This is a genomic window from uncultured Amaricoccus sp. (assembly GCF_937858865.1).
Lineage (GTDB): Bacteria > Pseudomonadota > Alphaproteobacteria > Rhodobacterales > Rhodobacteraceae > Amaricoccus.
In genome coordinates this window covers 1-1,774 of sequence record NZ_CALLYO010000142.1, presented here as the reverse complement: position 1 = coordinate 1,774, position 1,774 = coordinate 1, and the positions used below count along the sequence as shown (strand labels likewise).

At 75.4% G+C, this 1,774-nt stretch carries 2 protein-coding genes; both read left to right on the top strand.

Annotation, left to right across the window (positions count from 1 at the left end; genetic code table 11):
* The coding region (locus Q0112_RS04055) for an aminotransferase class I/II-fold pyridoxal phosphate-dependent enzyme (protein WP_297971751.1) at window positions 1-615 on the top strand (615 nt) is incomplete at its 5' end.
* Complete coding sequence (locus Q0112_RS04050) at window positions 612-1,526, top strand: prephenate/arogenate dehydrogenase family protein (protein WP_297971748.1); 915 nt, start codon at window positions 612-614, stop codon at window positions 1,524-1,526. The genes Q0112_RS04055 and Q0112_RS04050, both read left to right, overlap by 4 nt.
* Window positions 1,527-1,774 lie beyond the last annotated feature (248 nt).

Below are 1,774 nucleotides of genomic sequence, written 5' to 3'. Positions count from 1 at the left end.
CCGAACAATCCCACCGGCACGATGATCCCGGCCGAGGAGATCGAGCGGCTGGCGGCCGGGCTGCCGCCGCAGGCGCTCCTCGTTCTCGACGGCGCCTATGCCGAGTATGTGCCGGGCTTCGACGGCCACGCCGGGCTGGTCGAGGCGCGCGACAACGTGGTAATGACGCGCACCTTCTCGAAGATCCACGGCCTCGGCGGCCTGCGCGTCGGCTGGGGCTACGGGCCGGCGCACGTCGTCGCGGCGCTGAACCGGGTGCGCGGGCCGTTCAACCTCTCGACCGCCCAGCTGGCGGCGGCGGAGGCGGCGGTGCGCGACACCGGCCACGTCGCCCGCTGCCAGGCGGAGAACGTCCGCAACCGGCAGGCGCTGGCCGCGGCGCTGGCGGCGGCGGGCGTGCCCTCGGACGCCTCGGAGGCGAACTTCGTCCTCGCCCGCTTCCGCGACCGGGAGGAGGCCGAAGCCTGCGACCGGGCGCTGCGCGCGGCCGGCATCATCGTGCGCAAGGTGGCGGGCTACGGGCTGCCGGCGGCGCTGCGCATCACCGTCGGCGACGAGCGCGCCTGCGCCCGGGTGGCCGAGGCGGTCGGCGCCTTCATGCGGGTGCGGGCGTGATCCGCTACCGCCACGTCGCGCTGATCGGGCTCGGCCTCATCGCCTCCTCGATCGCCCACGCCATCCGCCGCACCGGCGAGCCGGTCAGGATCACCGGCTACGCCCGCACCGCCGGGACGCGGGCCGAGGCGGCGCGGCTCGGCATCGCCGAGATCCGCGACAGCGCGGCCGAGGCGGTCGCGGGCGCCGATCTCGTCATCCTCTGCGTGCCGGTCGGCGCCATGGGCGATGTCGCCGAGGCGGTCGCCCCGCATCTCGCGCCCGGCGCGACGCTGAGCGACGTGGGCTCGGTGAAGGGGGCGGTGATCGCCGCCGTGGGGCCGCACGTGCCCGAGGGGGTCCACTTCATCCCCGGCCACCCGCTCGCCGGCACCGAGCATTCCGGCCCGGGGGCGGGCTTCGCCTCGCTCTTCGACAACCGCTGGTGCCTGCTGACCCCGCCGCCCGACGTCGATCCGGCGGCGCTGGCCGACCTCTCCGCCTTCTGGACGGCGCTCGGCGCGCGGGTCGACGTGATGGAGCCCGACCACCACGACACGGTGCTGGCGGTGACGAGCCACGTGCCGCACCTCATCGCCTACACCATGGTCGGCGTCGCCGAGCACCTGCGCCGGGTGACCGAGCAGGAGGTCATCAACTATTCCGCCGCCGGCTTCCGCGACTTCACCCGCATCGCGGCCTCCGACCCGACCATGTGGCGCGACGTCTTCCTCGCCAACAAGGAGGCGACGCTCGACGTGCTCGGCCGCTTCACCGAGGAGCTCTTCGCGCTGCAGCGGGCGATCCGGCTCGGCGACGGGCCGCACCTGCACGACTATTTCACCCGCACCCGCGCCATCCGCCGCGGCATCATCGAGGCCGGCCAGGACACCGCCGCGCCCGACTTCGGCCGCGCCGCCGCCAAGGATTAGTCTGGCTCGGGCGCGCTTCGGCGCGCGTTCGCCTTTCCCGCACGAGGTCGGCTCTAGCCGGTGCCGAGAGGGGCGCGCCCTCCCCGCCCCTGGCGGGCGCTTCTCGCCCGCCGGGTCGGGCGCTGCCCTTTTCATCCTGGAACGGCGGTTGATGCGGGGTGCGGGCCGGTGCAGACCGGCGCGGGCGGTTCCGGCCCGGCGTCAGCGCTGGGCGAGGCGGGGGGCGGGGCCGATCGGGATCGGGCCGA